This window comes from Bradyrhizobium sp. C9, assembly GCF_002532045.1.
Taxonomy (GTDB): Bacteria; Pseudomonadota; Alphaproteobacteria; order Rhizobiales; family Xanthobacteraceae; genus Bradyrhizobium.
The window spans coordinates 47,180-64,931 of sequence record NZ_NWTG01000016.1 but is presented as its reverse complement, the minus strand read 5'-3'; the positions used below and the strand labels follow the sequence as shown (position 1 = coordinate 64,931).

General features: G+C 61.7%; 12 protein-coding genes and 3 pseudogenes. 3 read left to right on the top strand and 12 right to left on the bottom strand.

Translation table 11 applies throughout. The annotated features are described in order from the left end of the window. Positions 1-130 precede the first annotated feature (130 nt). Positions 131-382, bottom strand: a pseudogene (locus CO675_RS26780) (hypothetical protein). A 218-nt stretch (positions 383-600) separates the two neighbouring features. Between CO675_RS26780 and CO675_RS26775 the strand changes: the two are divergent. Beyond that, the gene (locus CO675_RS26775; RefSeq protein ID WP_097674834.1) at positions 601-1,641 is read left to right on the top strand and encodes a glycosyltransferase family 4 protein; all 1,041 of its coding nucleotides are present in this window, start codon (positions 601-603) and stop codon (positions 1,639-1,641) included. A 419-nt stretch (positions 1,642-2,060) separates the two neighbouring features. On the opposite strand, the pseudogene CO675_RS26770 reads toward CO675_RS26775, so the two are convergent. The 5 genes and pseudogenes from CO675_RS26770 to CO675_RS26740 form a co-directional block, all read right to left on the bottom strand. Next, positions 2,061-2,623, bottom strand: a pseudogene (locus CO675_RS26770) (IS110 family transposase); the annotation flags it as partial. 269 nt (positions 2,624-2,892) lie between these two features. After that, the gene (locus tag CO675_RS26760) at positions 2,893-4,113 is read right to left on the bottom strand and encodes a glycosyltransferase family 4 protein (RefSeq protein ID WP_097674833.1); all 1,221 of its coding nucleotides are present in this window, start codon (positions 4,111-4,113) and stop codon (positions 2,893-2,895) included. Positions 4,114-4,115: 2 nt separating this feature from the next. Beyond that, positions 4,116-6,029, bottom strand: coding sequence for an SDR family NAD(P)-dependent oxidoreductase (locus CO675_RS26755; protein ID WP_198964753.1), 1,914 nt, complete (start codon positions 6,027-6,029; stop codon positions 4,116-4,118). 949 nt (positions 6,030-6,978) lie between these two features. Continuing rightward, entirely contained in the window at positions 6,979-7,908 is a 930-nt protein-coding gene (locus CO675_RS26745; protein ID WP_097674830.1) for a UDP-glucose 4-epimerase family protein, read from the bottom strand. Between the two features lie 36 nt (positions 7,909-7,944). Beyond that, a complete protein-coding gene (locus CO675_RS26740; protein WP_097674829.1) occupies positions 7,945-8,820 on the bottom strand; it encodes a dTDP-4-dehydrorhamnose reductase family protein in 876 nt (291 codons plus the stop codon). A 383-nt stretch (positions 8,821-9,203) separates the two neighbouring features. Between CO675_RS26740 and CO675_RS41555 the strand changes: the two are divergent. Next, a pseudogene (locus CO675_RS41555) lies at positions 9,204-9,761 on the top strand (transposase); the annotation flags it as partial. A 250-nt stretch (positions 9,762-10,011) separates the two neighbouring features. Here the strand turns inward: CO675_RS41555 and CO675_RS26730 are convergent. Both CO675_RS26730 and CO675_RS26725 read right to left on the bottom strand, forming a co-directional pair. Further along, a complete protein-coding gene (locus tag CO675_RS26730; RefSeq protein ID WP_097674827.1) occupies positions 10,012-10,530 on the bottom strand; it encodes a D-glycero-alpha-D-manno-heptose-1,7-bisphosphate 7-phosphatase in 519 nt (172 codons plus the stop codon). An 83-nt stretch (positions 10,531-10,613) separates the two neighbouring features. Then, positions 10,614-11,837 carry a phenylacetate--CoA ligase family protein gene (locus tag CO675_RS26725; protein ID WP_097674826.1) on the bottom strand — a complete coding sequence of 408 codons (1,224 nt, stop codon included), beginning with the start codon at positions 11,835-11,837 and terminating at the stop codon, positions 10,614-10,616. 95 nt (positions 11,838-11,932) lie between these two features. On the opposite strand from CO675_RS26725, the gene CO675_RS26720 reads away from it, so the two are divergent. After that, positions 11,933-13,084, top strand: a complete 1,152-nt coding sequence (locus tag CO675_RS26720) for an AGE family epimerase/isomerase (RefSeq protein ID WP_097674825.1) — start codon at positions 11,933-11,935, stop codon at positions 13,082-13,084. A 64-nt stretch (positions 13,085-13,148) separates the two neighbouring features. Here the strand turns inward: CO675_RS26720 and CO675_RS26715 are convergent, their stop codons facing one another. From CO675_RS26715 to CO675_RS26700, 4 genes are all read right to left on the bottom strand, one after another. Further along, complete coding sequence (locus tag CO675_RS26715) at positions 13,149-13,988, bottom strand: ABC transporter ATP-binding protein (protein WP_097674824.1); 840 nt, start codon at positions 13,986-13,988, stop codon at positions 13,149-13,151. Positions 13,989-14,168: 180 nt separating this feature from the next. Next, the gene (locus CO675_RS26710) at positions 14,169-15,452 is read right to left on the bottom strand and encodes an ABC transporter substrate-binding protein (protein ID WP_097674823.1); all 1,284 of its coding nucleotides are present in this window, start codon (positions 15,450-15,452) and stop codon (positions 14,169-14,171) included. Positions 15,453-15,505: 53 nt separating this feature from the next. Beyond that, complete coding sequence (locus CO675_RS26705) at positions 15,506-16,579, bottom strand: branched-chain amino acid ABC transporter permease (RefSeq protein WP_097674822.1); 1,074 nt, start codon at positions 16,577-16,579, stop codon at positions 15,506-15,508. Between the two features lie 104 nt (positions 16,580-16,683). Then, positions 16,684-17,577 (bottom strand): branched-chain amino acid ABC transporter permease, encoded by an 894-nt coding sequence (locus CO675_RS26700; protein WP_097674821.1) that lies wholly within the window; start codon positions 17,575-17,577, stop codon positions 16,684-16,686. Positions 17,578-17,752 lie beyond the last annotated feature (175 nt).

Below are 17,752 nucleotides of genomic sequence, written 5' to 3'. Positions count from 1 at the left end.
TTGGAACCAGCCTCGAAGAGGGTCGGCCGCGTCACCCTGCACACTGCCGTATCCGGTGGCAAAGCAGGAGGACTACTAGGGTGCGGTTGTCCGAAGAGTACGTATCCGGCGTAGGCCGCGGCTGGTTGGATCATTCCCGTTGCCAGCGCGTGAGCAACTTGGGGTTTTCCTTGTAGAACCTGACGAGCTCGATCAGGTTTTCGATACCAAAGTCGGTGAACGCCTGAACACCATCTTCGCCGACGCCATAGACCTAGATCAGGCTGTCCTCGATCTCCATTTCGATGGCAATGTCGCGCAGCCAGTCTTCGTCTTCGCCGATGTCCTTTGCGACCTGGGTGATGGTGGCGACGTGATGAACCTTGTTGACGTGCGTGGTCACGCCGCTCGAGCGGGGAACGCTGATGCCGGCGTCCAATTCCAGGGCAGAAGCTCGTCCAGCCGGTGAGGGGAAGCGATGCGTTGGAAATCGATTGCTGCAGGCCATTCGATCTTGCCCTTGACCTCGCCGCTTGATCGCATAACTTGAGCTCAGTGGAGGCTGCTTGGACAGGTTCCAATACACGTCGCTATGGTACCTCTTCAGCATCTCCTAACAATATGAGCATCACTATCGACGGCATCATCTTTTCACTGCAGCGACAGGGCGGAATTTCTGTTTATTTTCGCGAGCTGATTGCTCACCTCGAAAAGGTTCATGTCCCAGCAACATTAACTATCGACGCGCCAACGATTCAGGATACCCCGCCATCCTCGGGTACACTTCAGGTCGTCCAGCAAACCAGCCGTTGGCTTGAGCGCTACCGCGCTGCCCGGGATCCTGCTGGAAGCACAGTCTTGCACTCCAGCTACTACCGGCTACCAGCACGAGGTCGCCAAGCGTCTGTTGTCACTGTGTATGACTTCACTTACGAGCGATTTATAAAAGGGCCGGCTCTATGGGTGCATCGCCACCAAAAGCATGCGGCCATCCGTGCAGCGCAGGCCATCATCTGTATCTCTGAGGCTACGCGGGACGATTTGCTTGAGTTTGTTGGCGTTAAGTCCAATCAGACGATCCACGTCATACCACTTGGCGGCAGCGAAACGTACCGACCGCTTGATGATGTTGCGGCAAGTTCACGTGATCTCCTGTTTGTTGGAGAACGGCGTGGCTACAAAAATTTTCGATTGCTTCTGGAAGCGCTAACCTTCCTCACTGAATATCGTGTGCAGTGTATCGGTGGTGGTCCATTGCGGGCTGAGGAACTTGAAGGAATTTCTACGGATGTCCAAAATCGCGTGAGCCATCTCGGTTTCGTTACGGACGAGCAACTCAACGGTCACTATAACAGAGTTGCTGGCCTCGTTTATCCATCTGCTTATGAGGGCTTCGGCATTCCAGTGCTTGAGGCAATGCGCGCTGGCTGCCCGGTGGTGGCAATTGAATGCAAGGCGGTTAAGGAGGTCGGTGGTCCAGCGCTAATTGTCGCTTCAGACCTCGCACCTGTCGCGTTGGCTGAAGCGATCAGGCGGCTCGAGGATGCAACTTTCCGCAGCGCGACGATCTCGACAGGGCTCAAACGAGCCGCAGAGTTCTCTTGGCAAGCCACACATGAGAGAACGCTACAGGTCTACCGAGAATTAGGGGGATTCTCGTAAACTGAGGATCGATACCACGAAGCCGGCGCGAGAGGAGTTGGCCCGGCATTGAACCGATCAAGCAGACTTTGTCTTCACTGCAACAGGCGGTGCAAGGCATTCAAGCTGAGCAGCAAAAGCAGGCCGAACGAGCCGGCGACGTCCAAAGAAACTGCATCGCACTAAGGTGAGCAAAAGCTGCTATTTGATCAGCTAGGCGCGCTCAGTGGGCAGGTCAACTCACTGGAATCGGCAAGAGCTGAGAACTCGGCTCCGGCACCCACACCTCCCGCTGCTTCTAGACGGTCCAAGCAGAGGTGTGAAGGAGAGCGGCGAACCCCTCAGCTGCCGTTGTCTAGGATGCGAAGGCGCGCGGGCGTTGGCGTGATTGGTGTGGCAGGGACGTGTCGATAACTGTCGAGAGCGCTCTGAATACTGCAATACTGCTGCTCTTGGAGCCAACGCAAATAGCGCATAGTCCAGCCCTTTTTGCGGGGATAAGTGCGGCCATGCTTGAGCATGAAAGCGCTCATCTGCTGCCGGTGGATCCGCAGCGTCTCTACCGCTGCCGATCGGGGGCGCGAACGAGGTCGCGCATCGCTTCGTGACCTTCATCGGGAACCCACACAGCCGTCAACTCGCCGGCGCGTAATAGCCGCGCGAGAGAAACGGCGTCCCGGCGATTCGTTTTCACACGATCGCCAAGCTTCCTTGGAATCAGCGATGGCGCCACCACCGTGCATTGGTGGCCGAGCGACCGGATCAGGCGATAAAGACCATAGCAGGTCGGGCCGGCTTCGTAACAGAAATGTACACGGCCGAACCGGCTCGCGATCCGCCCTATGACACGGCGCATGTTGGTCGCTGAAACATCGACCTCACCGAAGAAACGAACCTCTCCCTCCCGGCCTGCGTCCGCAATTGCGATCGCGTTTCTCAGCTTGGCCACATCGATTCCGACGAATGCTTCCTTATAATCTGCTACGGCTCGCGCTCCTGTGATGAGGATCGGCGCGGTCCGCCCGAGCAACCCTCGGACGCGCAGTGTAGGACGAGCCACCTCGTCGGCAGAGACGGAGGGTCTTACTTTTCGAGCACGCCTTGCAAGTCAGTATCGGGACCGATCGATCGCTTCGATCACGACCTCGTCGTCTACGCGTCCGGGCTACTAACCGCGTCGAACCGACAATATCTCGCGCGCCAGTGCGGGTTCGACACGGCGACCGACAAAGCCACTCGCTCTCGTCACTGGCTCGACCGGTCTACGCTCGCTTATCGCCGCTCCGCCAATTTGGGGCTGCGCAGCAATTCATCAATTAGACCGGCATAGGCTTTCATCGCCTCGGTCCGGTCGAATCGCGATGCCGCCTTCACCGCGCGCTCGGCCATGGCGGTAACGTCGGAGCGAGATGCTGCACGGATTGCCTCGGCGAGCAGATCGGCGCGGCCTGGCGTGACGACCCAACCCAGCTCGCTCTCCACCACCGTCAACGCGGCTTCGGCCTCGGGTTCGGAGACCAGCACCACGGGACGGCCGATCGCCAGCAGGTTGTAGAAGCGGCTCGGTACCGAAACACCCGCAACATCCTTCCGATATGGAATGATCCAGAGATTGGCGGAGGCCAGAAACGCTTCGAGCTCGGGATCCTCGACGCGAGCAACGAACGAGACATTAGTGAGATTCTCGGCCGCCTGCAATTGCTTGAGCCGTTCGAAGCCGACTCCCCAGCCGGAGAGTAGGAAATGGATGTCTGCCTCGTCCTTGAGCAGGCGTGCTGCCTCGAACACGATGTCCGGATCGTGGGTGAAGCCGAGATTTCCCGACAGACCGACGACGAAACGCGCGCCGAGCGCCTTGCGGAACGTATTGTCCTGAGACAGGGGACGCAGGCCGGGCACGAGTGTCGCCCAGTTCGGGATGAAGCGGATCTTGTTCCGCGTCATCCCGGAATAGCTCAGCAGCGGCCCTTCCGCATCGCGGCCGATGGTGATGACGGCATTGAGCGCTCGAAACATCAGGCTGTTGGCGGCGTGCATCATCAGCGTGACGACTGAGCCGGATTTCAGCATGCCCGCCATCACCAGTACTTCGGGAAAGAGATCGTGCATGATCAGTGCCGAGCGCGCGCCCTTCAGCCTTGCCGCTGCCGCGACCGCGTAGGGCAGCATGAACGGTGCGGTGACGGTGAGCACGACATCGCCTCGCCTCAGCCTCCTGATCAAGGCAAGGAACGTGCGCGCTGCGAACAGGAGTTCGGAGGCGCCGCGCCGCACGAGCGCCGCCTTCCCCGCCATCCGGTTCTTGATCGCAACAACGCGCGGCCTGCCCGAGCCGGTCTGCGCCGCCGGCAACGCGCCGGGCGAACCGGAGAGCACGACGACCTCGTAGCTTGTGGCCAGACGGCAGGCGATTTCGGCCATGATCGTTGCCGTAGTGCTCGGATCCGGTGGATAGTGCTGGCTCGCGACGACGATCTTGCTCTGGGACTGCATGGTCAGGCCGCGGTCGACCCGAATTCAGGAATCGCATCCTTTAGGACGGTCTTGATGGTGGCGCGATCATCGCACGCAATCGCCTGCTCCAGCGTCGTGATCCACTTGCGCAGCGTCTGCATCGGCGGTTGGTTCGGCTGCGCGGCCATGATGCCGGCAACGCCGATCTCGCGGGTCGGCTCCTCGGATGCAAACAGGATCTCGTGCAGGCGCTCACCCGGCCGCATGCCCGTGAATGCGATCTCGATGTCGTATCCGGGTTGAAGGCCCGAGAGGCGGATCATGCGTTCGGCGAGATCAACGATCTTCACCGGCTGGCCCATGTTGAGTACATAGACGGAAACGTCCGATCGTACGGCTCCGAGCGCGTGCGTGGCCGCCGTGATGACGAGGTCGCAGGCCTCGCGGATGGTCATGAAGTAACGGACCATGTCGGGATGCGTTACTGTCACGGGACCTCCAGCCTCGATCTGCGCCTTGAACTTCGGCACGACGGAGCCGTTCGACGCCAGAACGTTGCCGAACCGGACCGAGATCAGCCGCATTGGTCGCTTGGCGCTGCCGCTCCTTGCCGAAAGATCATGGTCAAGAGCTTGGCAGTACATCTCGGCGAAGCGTTTGGTCAGGCCGAGCATTGACACCGGCTCGATCGCCTTGTCGGTCGAGATCATGACCATGGCTTCGGCTCCGGCGGCAAGCGCGGCGTCGGCAACGTTGATCGAGCCGAAGATGTTGGTCTTGACCCCTTCGCTCCAGTCGCGCTCGAGGATCGGCACATGCTTGAGCGCAGCGGCATGGAACACGATGTTTGGCTTGAACTCGGTCATCAGGCGCGTAATGCGCTCGCGGTCCCGAATGTCGGCGATCCGCCCCTCGACTTTAGCGGTCGAGCCGTGCGCGGCGAGCACTTCCGTGACCGCATAAAGCGCTGGCTCGGAATTCTCCACAATCAGAAGGCGCGCGGCGCCGAAGGCGACCACACGCTCGCAGATTTCAGAACCGATCGAGCCACCACCGCCAGTGACGATCACAGCCTTGTCCTTGATCAGGGCTTCAAGTCGCGCGTAGTCGATCTTCTCGCTCGGCCGTAGCAACAGGTCTTCGACCGCAACGGCCGTGAGCCGCGGTGTATCGCCGCTCTCCAGTGACGGCATGCGGTTTACGATCACGCCGAGCTTGCGCGCCCGCATCAGGATGGATTCCGGATGGGCTTCCGGCTCGAATGCCGACGGCGTCATGATGAGCCGCGCGATCGCCTTGTTGCGTCTGGAGAAATCGGCAATGACATCTTCGACATCGTCGATGCCGCCCAGCACTGGCAGGTTACGGATGAACTGTCCGAGATCGGAGGCCGAAGGCGACACCACGCCGACCGGCCAGATGCGCTTGATCGCCCCGCTTTCGATGCCGCGCAACAGCACCTCGGCATCCGCGGCCCGGCCGATCAGCAGCGTGGGTGCGGCGTCCTCATTCCTCGCGTGACGACGGACCCGCGTATAGCGGAAATAGCGGTAGGCCATGCGCGCCGCGCTGAGGAAGGCAATCTCGAAGAACCAATAGAGAACGATGGTCACCTTGCCGAGAAAGAAGGCGCCGCGGACGTTGGGAGCGACGAAAACGTAGTCGAGTACGAGCAGGGCAACCGTCAGAATGGTCGAGACGCGGATGATATTCAGCGCGTCAGGAAGCGAGATGAAGCGCCACTTCGTCGTGGTCAGGTTGAAGACGAAGAATACGACTACGCTGAAGGCGAGGAAGTAAGGCAGAAGCTGGAACAGAAGCGGCAGACGGTCGAAGAAACCCTCGCCGCCCTCAAAGCGAATGTAGAAGGCGACGAACAACGCCCCTGTGGTCGCGAGCAGGTCGTGGAGCGCAATCAGGAAATTGCGTAAGGTGAGATGCGAAAAACGCGTCATCCGCCGGCCGATGGAGATCCAGTTAGTTGCAACCTTACCGGGCTGATAGCCCATCTCAGGCAGACTTACCAGCCACGCGGCCGCTCGGGAACCGGCTTCCCTCATCTTCATGTCCGCCTGTTGTGCCTGGATCACGATGCAGCCGGCTGCTCTGGCGCCGATCCAGCCCTCGTAACAGTCGAACAGATGGGAGTTGAACAGGGAGGTGACGACGTTCCTGCACTACGACCAGCAGCTCGATCCAGTGGCCAGCCCAGGAGATGAAGCCGCGCCTGGAGAATGATGATGCCCCATTGGACCGCAACGCTCAGCGTCTGACTATGGGGGCTGATCACCTCAGCCGAGGCCTGATATCCGCTTCCGGTCCTAATTTTTTCGATTAGCATTGAGACCGTGTCGTGCCCCGGAGCCTTGGCGAAAACCTGAGGTTCTTGCGCCCGAATTCGAGTCGCAGCCCGCGAAGGCGGCTCGCCTCTCCTTGTAGGCTGTGCTGTCCCTCGTAAAGGCGCGGTCTTGCGCAAATGCGGCGAGCCTGCCAGACGATAGCTGCCCCGGCGATCAGAACGGCGATGCTGCGCCACCTCAAATGAAGCAGTACGAACATGATAAGCACGATGGCCGCGGTGATGAGCACGGTGCGCGACACCATCACGACTGCCACATTGACCATGAAGCTTCAACGCCCACGTGACGAGCACGCCGGCGGACCAGTAGCGCCAAATTGGGCCTTGGACGATTTTTCGCCTGCAACGTAGGATTTGAAGTGAGCGCTCATGCACATGCCGTATGCCATCGCGACTTTGCAAAACGCGCTATCGATGGAGACGCGACCAGGCACTTACAAACGAACGACTCAGGAAGGGGGAAAACCCGCGTCCAAATAGCCCTGACCAGAAAAGTCAGCAACAATGGCGGACCAACGGTGAAGCCGAACAATGCCAAGAACAAGTCAAACCTCAAGAAGGGCCATCTTCTGCAATTGATTATCCATCGACACCACGGGCTGCCAGCCCAAGAGTTCACGAGCTTTGACACTGTCCACCACCAACGACCCCAACAACCTGTCCGCGGCTTCAGTCTTGCCCGCCATGTGCGCGACGAGCTTCAGCCACCCGGCTGGTATAGGCATCAATCGAGCCTTCACGTCATAGGCCTTGGCCACACGCCTCAATAAATCTGCAGTGGATACGTCGTCGCCATCCGATATGAGAAATACTTCGTTGGCGCCGCGTGGCGAACGATCGCGGTCCACACACAACGCAATGAAATCGATCAGATTATCCAGCGCCAAAAGGGAACGCCGGTTATTGACTGCGCCCAAGGGCAGCGGTATCCCCTTCTGAACCCACTTCACCATGGTGGCAAAATTGCCCTTAACACCAGGGCCGTAGACCAAGGGCGGACGGATGATCACCACCTCCATGGTGGTCTCGCGGGCAATGGTCATCAAGCCCTGTTCAGCCTCCATTTTGGAGATGCCGTAAGGATCTTTCGGCGCAGGGGTGGCATCTTCCCGCTGAGATCCGGACTCGCCGTTCACTTTGATCGAGCTCACGAACACAAAGCGCCGGACACCCGCAGCGACTGCCTGTCGCGCCAGATTGAGGGTTCCCTCTACGTTCACACGGCGAAATTCGGAGAGGGGGTCCGCAATTTGATCACGCATCACATGGACGCGCGCGGCGAGGTGGACGACGGTGTTACAGCCCGATAGGGCGCCCTGGAAGTCGGTTTGTGCACTGATTTCGGGAACGAGCATTTCGTCAGAAAGTCCGACACTGCGCCTGACAACCGGAATCGTCCTGTATCCGCGTAACCCTAGTGCCCCAAGCAAGGGGAGACCGACAAATCCTGTTGCTCCGGTAATCAGGATGTTCACTGTCGTCCGCTTATTGTTTTGAGAGGGATTTAATCGTTAGCCAAACTTCGCCATTGTTTCGATCAACTCCTGCCATGTAGGAGGAGAGTAACCGGTTGCCGTGCGAAACCGATTCGAGTCAAGCGAGCGGTCGATCACAAGGCTATCGTCAGGAACAATCTCGATCCTCTTGCGATAGATATCAGCCACAAGTCGAAGCAGATCGAATTTGGCAATGGGTTCGGCGGAAACATGATAGACCCCGCGCAGTTCTGGCCGCGGTAACACGTAGTCACCGATGACACGCGCCAGCTCGACGGTCGGCAGTCCCGAGAAGATAGCCCTGGTGAATCCTTTCACGCTACCCTCTTGGGACAGAAACCAACCAATCAGAGCATGCGCGCTGTCGAGTTCATGTCCAATGATCGACGTACGCAGCGTTACCGCATGCGGGTAATCAACCTCGCCCAGATATTTGCTGCGGCCATAGAGATCCTTGGCATCCGACAATTCTTCCTCGCGATAGAGACCTTTGGCTCCTGAGTAGACACAATCGGTACTGATGTGGACCAATCTCGCCTTGGCGACTCCGCAAATATGGGCGAGCCGATGCGGCAGTTCCGCATTTATCGGTAGGGCCACCAGTGGGTTATTGGCCTGCGCCAACTGCTTGACGAGGCCAATGCAATTGATCACGGCGTCGGGCCGAGCAGTGGAAAAAGCCGAAAGCAAGCTATCGACGTTCTCCACGTCCACGCCCGGTAGGATACTCTCATGCAATTCCGGGACAAAGAAACGGCGTGTCGCGGCCGAGCGCGCGGTCCCAGTCACGTGGAACTCCATGGGCCTACTGGCCAGATAACGAAACACGGTGTTGCCGAGCATACCCGAGACACCGAGCACCATGACCCGTTTGGGTGATGTTGTCGTCATGCTTCCTTCGTCCTCCGGCAAAAACGTCGCTGCATATGACAGCGCATTCCAGGAAGCTGCCCATCGTGCCACCTTTGGTTCGCATCCTGTTAAGGCGTACGCATTCTCCTGGTCGCAGGGTGCGCACTGACAGTACGCTTGCGCCTTTGTCAATGGCCGAGCTTCGACGGAGGTTGGGATCAAATCACAGCTGAAGCGTATTTAAGTCTTTGTTCTTGATATATTTTTTTGATTCGTGCTCTCGCTGCAATAGGAGAGAAGGTCAGGTTGGTGGCTTGATCTCCGAAAAGTGGTTTCGCCTTATATGGAAGGCTGAGCGGAGTGAGCTGCTGCCGGTTTGATGGACACCGAGATTGGTTGTTTCATGAAGCCGGAGGTGGGCGATGAAGAGACGGAAGTTCAGTCGCGAGTTCAAGCTCGGGGCGGTCAAGCTGGTCAGGGAACGTGGGGTGTCGGAGACGCTTGCCGGCCGTGATCTGGATGTTCACGACAATGTTCTGCGCAAATGGGTGAGGAGTTCGGCTCCGACCCGGTGCAGGCCTTTCCTGGGATGGACAGATGAAGCCGGAGCAACAGGAGATCGAACGAACGACAGCGTCGTGAGGTCGCCAAGCTAAAGGCCGAGCGGACCATCCTAAATAGGCCGCAACCTACTTCGCGAAGAAGCGACATGAAGTTCCTCTTCATCGCGAAGCACCGGGCGATCTGGCCGGTGGCATGGCTATGCAATGTGGGGGTGTCGCGGTCGGACTTCCATGCCAGACTGAATCGCTCGCCCAGCGTGAGATCCCGCAGCGAAAAAGAGCTCGGTGGCAAGGTAAATGGCCAGCTTCATGGTCAGCGACCGCGCCTATGGTGCGCGCCAGGTGTAGAGTGATCTGCTCACCGACGGAGCGAACTGTGGCCTGCACCGGATCGAGCGACGCATGCGTTCGCAGGCTTGCGGGCGAGGGGCGTTGCCTGCGATGTTGGTCACCAGTTTCAGCCTATCGCGTTCGTTTCGCGCGAGACGATGAGGTCCGATCGTCCGAGCAGGGATGTTACATGCCGACGCCGGGACGTTTCGGGATTCTTGTGCCGCGTCCGACGCTGCTGCAAACGTACAAGCTGTGGCAGTCGCCTCGAAACTGCGAAGTTGTTTTCGGTCCTTGATGACCATTCTAAGGCTGAGCGCGGCTCGATCACCCACGTTCAAAGCAAGCTGAGCGCTTGGCGCACGAAGGTCTCGAGATTGCCTGTCCGGAACAGCAACCCGCGGATGCCGGCGGCGCGCGCCGCCTCTAGGTCACGCTCCTGATCGCCGATTAGAATGCTCCTGTCGGCTGCGACGGGAAAGCGCACCATCAGCTCGGTGATCATGCCTGGACCGGGCTTGCGCCGGTGGCTATCGCGACGATAACGCTCGATGGGCGCCTCGGGATGGTCGGGGCAATACTCGAACGCATCGATATGCGCGCCCACCGCAGCGAGATTCTCCGCCATCCAGCGGTGGAGCGCATCTACGTCGCTCTCCTCATAGAAGCCGCGGGCAACACCAGACTGGTTAGTCACGACGAAGGCGAAATAGCCCGCCTCGTTCACGAGCCTGACCGCCTCGCGCGCGCCATCTATCCACCTGAATTTGGCCGCCTCGAAGAGGTAGCCTGCGTCGTGATTAAGGACGCCATCGCGATCGAAGAATACAGCAGGGCGCGTTAATGTCGTCGTCATGGAGGCCGCAATAGGTCGTTGCGGCCTTTGTTCACCGGTCTACTGGTGGCTTGTCAAGGGTGAGCACATCACCAAACCGTACCTCATCGCTCGTCCGCAATCACCTTGCCATCGTTTGGTAGTGCGCCCAGGTCGACGAACTCGACATTGCCGCCGAGCTTTGTCACAGCGCGGAGGCTGGCTGCGATCTCGTCCTGTAGCCCCTCGTCCGCGGCCGCCGTTTCCGCTTTCAATGTCATCGCGTCGGCCTCTCCTTGGCGCGTGACCACGAGGCGCAGCCGTCCGAGCTTGGGATGGCGTTTGCTGATTTCCGCGATCTGCTCGGGGCGCACGAACATGCCCTTCACCTTGGTGGTCTGGTCGGCGCGGCCCATCCAGCCCTTGATGCGCATGTTGGTGCGTCCGCATGGGCTCGCGCCCGGCAGGGCGGCGGTCAGGTCGCCGAGCGCGAGGCGGATCCAGGGATGGTGCGTATCGAGCGAGGTCACCACGATCTCGCCGACGTCGCCCGGCGCGACGGGATCGCCGGTGCCGAGCTTGACGATCTCCAGGATCAAATCCTCATTGACCGTCATTCCCTCGCGCGCCGGCGTCTCGAAGGCGATCAGGCCGAGATCGGCCGTGCCGAAGGCCTGGTAGGCTTCGACGCCGCGGGCCTTCATCTCCTCCTGCAACGATTTCGGAAATGCTGCGCCCGAGACCAGGGCGCGCTTGATTGAGGACACGTCGCGGCCGGCGGTCACGGCGGCGTCGAGCAGGATTTTGAGGAAATCAGGCGTGCCGCTGTAGCCGACCGGGCGATAGGCCTCGATCAGCTCGAATTGCTGCTCAGTGTTGCCGGGGCCGGCCGGGATCACCGCGCAGCCGAGCGCCCGCGCCGAGGCATCGAAGATGAAGCCGCCGGGCGTCAGGTGATAGCTGAAGGTGTTCAGCACCACGTCGCCCTCGCGAAAGCCGGCCGCAAACAGCGCCCGCGCGCCGCGCCAGGGGTCGGCCTGGCGGCCCTCCGGCTCGAAGATCGGCCCGGGCGAGGTGAACAGACGGGCGAACGAGCCGGGCTTGTCGGCCACGAAGCCGCCGAACGGCGGGGCGGCCTTGTGCAAGGCCGGCAGCTCCGATTTGCGCAGCACCGGCAGCCCCGCCAGCGCCTCGCGGCTGCTGATGGAGGCCGGATCGATGCCCCGCAGCAAATTGGCATAGGCGGGCGCCGCCATCGCCTTGCGCAGCACGTCCGGCAGCCGGGCGAACAGGGCGGCCTCGCGCTGGGCCGGATCGCGCGTTTCAAGGGCGTCGTAATGGTCGGTCATGGCAGGTCCTTGAGAGGATTTGCGCAGGTGGCGTGCCGGTCCGCCCGTGCTATCAGACGGTGACCGCTGACATTGGGACGGTTCCAGGGAGCACGATGGCTGAGGCAGAAAGCGTTGCGGCGGACGGGGCCGCCGACGTCGTCGCGAGGTTGAAGCGCCGTATCATCGACCACGCCTTGCCGCTGTGGTCGACGGTCGGCTGGGACGGCTCGGCCGGCGGCTTTGTCGACCGGTTGGATCAGGATGGGACAGCCGATCACGCCGCGCCGCGCCGGACCATGGTGCAGGCGCGCCAGATCTACTGCTACGCCAAGGCGGCCCAGATGGGCTGGTATCCCGAGGGCCGCGCGATCGCTCTGAAAGGGCTGGACTACCTGCTGGCCAAGGCCAAGGCGCCGGATGGCCGGCCGGGCTTCGTGTTCAGCCTGACGCCGGACGGCGGCGTGCATGACCCGCTGCGCGACACTTACGGCCATGCCTTCGTGCTGCTCGCGTTGGCGACCGCCTACGGTCTCGATCAGGACGCCCAGATTCGCGCCGAGATCGACGCGCTGCTGTCGTTCCTCGATACGCAGCTGCGCTCGCCCCATGGCGGTTTCCACGAAGGCCTGCCGCCGTCGATGCCGCGCCGGCAGAACCCGCAGATGCATCTGTTCGAGGCGATGATCGCGTGCTTCGACGCGACCCACGATTTGTCGTTCCAGAATCGCGCCGGCGATTTCTTCGCGCTGTTCCTGGCCAACCTCTACGACAAGCAGACGCACACGCTCGGCGAATATTTCGAGGAGGACTGGTCGAAGATTCCGCCGGTCAGCGTCGAGCCCGGGCACCTCGCGGAGTGGGTCTGGCTGCTGAAGGGATTTGAACGGATCACCGGCTGTCCCACGGGACGCCCGCGCGGCGAGCTGCTGGCCTCTGCGCTGCGCTATCGCGACGCGGCCACCGGCTGCCTGATCGACGAGGGCGATGCCGAGGGCAACATCCGCCGCCACACGAGGCGGCTGTGGCCGCAGAGCGAATTGGCGAAGGCCTGGATCGCGCAGGCGGAGTCGGGCGAAGCCGGCGCCGCGGACGAGGCCCGCGCGGCACTGCTGCTGCTGGAGCGGCACTATCTCAGCCATCCCGTGCGAGGGGGCTGGTACGACCAGTTCGACCATAACGGCACGTCGCTGGTTGCCACGATCCCGGCGTCGTCGTTCTACCATGTGCTCTGCGCGGTCACTGAAGCCGAGCAGGTGCTCGGATAGAACCGCCTTCCTGGTCTGACGCGTTTCCTGCACACGCAACTCCGCCCGAAAACGCCCGCTATCCTCACAGCCAGCGCTTGCGCCGCTTGAAGCTCTTCAGATTCTTGAAGCTCTTGCGCTGGTCGCCGGCGCCGCCGAGGTAGAACTCCTTGACGTCCTCGTTGTCGCGCAGCTCGTCGGCGGAGCCGTCGAGCACCACCTTGCCCTGCTCCATGATGTAGCCATGGCTCGCGACCGACAGCGCGGCGCGGGCATTCTGCTCGACCAAGAGGATCGTGACGCCGAGATCGCGGTTGATCTCCTTGATGATCGCGAACACTTCCTTGACCAGCAGCGGCGACAGCCCCATCGAGGGCTCGTCCATCAGGATCATCTTCGGGCGCGCCATCAGCGCGCGGCCGATCGCGAGCATCTGCTGCTCGCCGCCTGAGAGATAGCCGGCAAGGCCAGTGCGCTCCTTTAGGCGCGGGAAATATTTGAACACCATGTCGATGTCGGCTGAAACCTCGCCGTCGCGCCGGGTGAAGGCGCCGAGCCGCAGATTCTCCAGCGACGTCATGTCGGCGACGATGCGGCGGCCTTCCATCACCTGGAAGATGCCGCGGCGGACGATCTTGTCTGGATCGATGCCGTTAATGCGCTGGCCCTCGAACAGGATCTCGCCGCGGGTAACCTCGCCGTCCTCGGTCTTTAGCAGTCCGGAGATCGCCTTCAGCGTGGTCGACTTGCCGGCGCCGTTGGCGCCGAGCAGCGCCACGATCGCGCCCTTCGGCACTTCGAGGCTGAGGCCGCGCAGCACCAGGATGACGTCGTCATAGACGACCTCGATGTTGTTGACGCTGAGCAGTGGCGGCGGCGGGACGGCCGTCGGCACCGGGCGGGTCGCTTCGAGGGTTTCGTTCATGGTCTCGATCACTCTCCACTGTCGTCGCCCGCGTTTCGTGCGCAACTGCGCACTCGAGCGGGTGACCCGGGATTCCAGAGGCGCCGGCGATCAATCGAGAGGCCGCGGCGTACTGGATCCCCCGCTTTCGCGGGGGATGACGATTGTTGTCGAGGCTGCGCTGGGTGGCAGCCCACGACCTCACCAGCCAAACCATTCGGGTTTGCGCGGCAGTTCGACGGTCTTCACCTTCTCGAGCTTGATCGTGCCCTTCGCCATTAGGTCGTTGATGTCACCATCGGTCGCGCCGGAAACCTTGGCGCGATAGAGGTCGACCTTGGTCGTCGGGCGATGATCCTTCTCGGTCCAGTTCGATGGATTGCAGACGCCGTCCATGCCCGCCGGCACCCAGTCCTTCTTCTGGTAGAAGCCCTTGGCGACGTTCTCGCCGGTGGCGCTGCCGTTCTTGGCGGCCCAATCCAGCGCTTCCTTCATGTAGAGCGCGCTGCAGACCGCGGCGATGTAGTGCACCGGCCGATAGACCTTGCCCGATGGATCGGACATCTTCGAGATCTCCATCACCGTCTTCATGCCGGGCGCATTGCCGCCCCAGCCGACCGCCGTGCGCAGCGGGAAGATCACGCCATCGGCGGCATCGCCCGCGGTCTTGGCCGCGTTCTCGTCCATGCCCCAGACGTTGCTGAGGAACTGGACGTCGACGCCAGCGGTCTTGCAGGCCTTCATGACCGAGATGTTGGAGGCCGCGGTGTTGCCGAGATAGGCGTAGTTGGCGCCGGAGCTCTTCAGGCTCAGGCACTGCGCCGAGTAGTCGCCGGGCGACAGCGCGAACACCAGCGGCGGCAGCACCTCGAAGCCGAGCTCGGTCGCGAGCGCCTCACCGGCCGCCTTCGGCGCGTTCGGATAGGGGTGGTTGGCGCCCATGTGGACGAACTTCGGCTTGCCGGGCTTGCCCTTCGCCTTCCAGTCCTCGGCCGCCCAGGTCAGCTCGGCGCGCAGTGCGTCCGAGTAGCTCGGGCCGTAGAAGAAGTTGTACGGCGCGGGCTTGGCCTTGCCGCTGGTGCCTTCGGGATCGGTCAGCGCGGCGGCATAGGAGCCCGACATGTCGGGGATCTTGTCCTGCGCGAGGAAGCCGGTCAGCGCCTCGGTATCCGCCGTGCCCCAGCCCATGATCGCCGCGACCTTGCCGTCGGGCGCCGACCATTTCTTGTACAGCGCGATCGCGCGCGGCACCTGATAGCCATAGTCGTTGCTGTCGGCATTGATCTGCTTGCCGCCGACGCCGCCGTTCTTGTTGATCCAGGCGAAGGTATCGACGACGCCCTGGCCATACGGCGTGCCGACGTCCGAGGTGCCGCCCGAGAGGTCCTGCAGATGGCCGATGGCGATCTGCGCTTGCGCAGTGACGGCCGCGCTGCTGATCAGCAGCGCGAGGGAGACCGAGCTCAAAAGGGATCTAATCGTCATTGTTGTTTCCTCCTGCTTTTATTCGTTGAACCGAATTTGAGTTGTTCCATGCCTCAGTGCGAGAACGGGTAAAGCTTCCAGTAGGCCTTGATCTGCCGCCAGCGATGCGCGAGGCCATCCGGCTCGAACATCAAGAAGCCGATGATGATCAGGCCGATCGCGATCTCGCGCAGGAAGGTGATGTTGTTGTTGAGCTGCAGCGCCTTGTCGATGGCGCCGCCCTTCAGCCATGCGCTCAGCCATTCCATCGATTCCGGCAGCAGCACCACGAAGGCCGTGCCCATCAGCGTGCCCATTACCGATCCGGTGCCGCCGATGATGACCATGGCGAGGAACAGCACCGAGCGCTCGATGCCAAAGCCTTCCTGGGAGACGACCAGCTGATAATGCGCGTAGAGCGCGCCCGCGATGCCGGCAAAGAAGGCGGCAAGCCCGAACGACAGCGTCCGGTACTTGGTCAGGTTGATGCCCATGATCTCGGCGGAGAGATAGTGGTCGCGGATCGCGACCAGCGCGCGCCCGTCGCGGGTGCGCATCAGATTGGTGACGAGCAGGTAGCTGATCACCATGTAGGCGAGCACGACGTAGAAATACTGCCGGTCGCCGCGCAGCGTGTAGCCGAAGATCGAGAACGGATTGGCGCTGGCCGGCACCGAACCGCCCGAGAACCATTCGGCGCGCGAGAAGAAATCGAGCAGGATGTATTGCGCGGCGAGCGTCGCGATGACGAGATAGAGCCCCTTCAGCCGCGCCGCCGGCACGCCGAACACCAGGCCGACCAGCGCCGTGATCACGCCGGCGAGGGGGATCGCGAAGAACACCGGGATCGGCGCATTGTTGGAGATGTAGGCCGAGGTGAAGGCGCCGAACAGGAAGAACGCGGCGTGGCCGATCGAGATCTGGCCGGTGAAGCCGACCAGAACGTTGAGGCCGAGCGCTGCGATCGCGAAGATGCCGATCTGGATCGCGATCGAGAGCAGGTAGTTCGACAGCAGCATCGGCGCGAAGCAGGCGAGGGCGATACCTGCGATCGCGAAGTTGCGGCTGGTCGCGGTCGGGAAGATCGTGGTGTCGGCCGCGTAGCTGGTGCGGAAATCGCCCGACGGAATGAGGGTGCTCGTTGCCATGGGGCTCTATAGTGCTCCCTGCCGGGGTGAAGTCATCGTCACGCCCCTTTTTGTCTGGGCATGATCGTTTCCGAAAACCGGTTTCCACTTTTCGGCGATCATGCCTAAACCCGCTCGATGTCCTTGGTGCCGAACAGCCCGTACGGCTTGATCATCAGGATGATGATCAGGACGTAGAACGGCGCGATCTCGTAGAGATTGCCCCAATGCAGATATTCGCTGTCGACATACTGGGCGACGTTTTCCAGCAGCCCGATGATGATGCCGCCAAGCACGGCGCCGCCGACCGAGTCGAGCCCGCCGAGGATCGCGGCCGGAAACACCTTAATGCCGTAGGCGGAGAGGCCGGACGACACGCCGTTGACCACGGCGACCACGACGCCGGCGACCGCCGAGACCGTGGCCGAGATCGCCCACGCCATCGCAAACACGCTCTTCACGGAGATGCCGAGCGACTGCGCGACCTGCTGGTTGAAGGCGGTGGCGCGCATCGCCAGGCCGTACTTGGAGGCGCGGAAGAACCAGGCCATGCCGACCATCATGGCGAGCGAGACCACGAGGCTCATGACATAGACGGTCTGGATCTGCAGCCCGAACAGGCTGACCGACTGGCTCTGGAATATGCGCGGGAACGGCTGCGGGTTGACGCCGAAGATCCATTTCAGCGCGGCCTGGAACACGGTCGAGAGGCCGATCGTCACCATGATCACCGAGATGATCGGTTCGCCGATCATCGGCCGCAGGATCACGACCTGGATCGCGACGCCGAAGATGAACATGAACACCAGCGTGATCGGCATGCCGACCCAGAACGGCACCTGGTACTTCGTCAGCAGCGCCCAGCACACCCAGGCGCCGACCAGCAGCAATTCGCCTTGCGCGAAGTTCACGACCTGCGTCGCCTTGTAGATCAGCACGAACGACATCGCGACCACGCCGTAGAGCGTGCCGACCACGAGGCCGTTGACGATCAGCTGGATCAGGAACTGGGTGTTCATGGGGTGTGGCAGCTCCCAGTCCCCTCTCCCCCGGTGGGAGAGGGTGGCTGCGCGAAGCGCGGCCGGGTGAGGGGTTGTCTCCGCGTCGGGATCGCTGAGAGAGGACCCCTCACCGAAGCGAGTTCGTGTCGACCAGCGGTGTAGCCCTCTCCCACAAGGGGAGAGGGCACACTGA